The 200-nt window shown below is 55.0% G+C and carries 2 tRNA genes; both read left to right on the top strand.

The features are described 5' to 3' along the window. Positions 1-37 precede the first annotated feature (37 nt). Positions 38-119: transfer RNA gene (locus M3221_RS26190), tRNA-Leu, on the top strand. A 5-nt stretch (positions 120-124) separates the two neighbouring features. Continuing rightward, positions 125-198, top strand: a tRNA-Arg gene (locus M3221_RS26185). Positions 199-200: the final 2 nt, after the last annotated feature.

The raw sequence follows: 200 nt of genomic DNA, 5'->3' as shown, positions 1-200 counted from the left end.
TCGAAGGTTCGAGTCCTTCATGGCTCACCATGTATATGCGGGTGTGGCGGAATTGGCAGACGCACCAGACTTAGGATCTGGCGCCGCAAGGCGTGGGGGTTCAAGTCCCTTCACCCGCACTTTTGCGCCTGTAGCTCAATTGGATAGAGTACTTGACTACGAATCAAGCGGTTAGAGGTTCGAGTCCTCTCAGGCGCGTT

Origin of the sequence: Domibacillus indicus (assembly GCF_023715895.1) — a bacterium.
GTDB classification, from domain to species: domain Bacteria; phylum Bacillota; class Bacilli; order Bacillales; family Domibacillaceae; genus Domibacillus; species Domibacillus indicus_A.
This window is presented reverse-complemented; position numbering and strand designations above follow the sequence as displayed.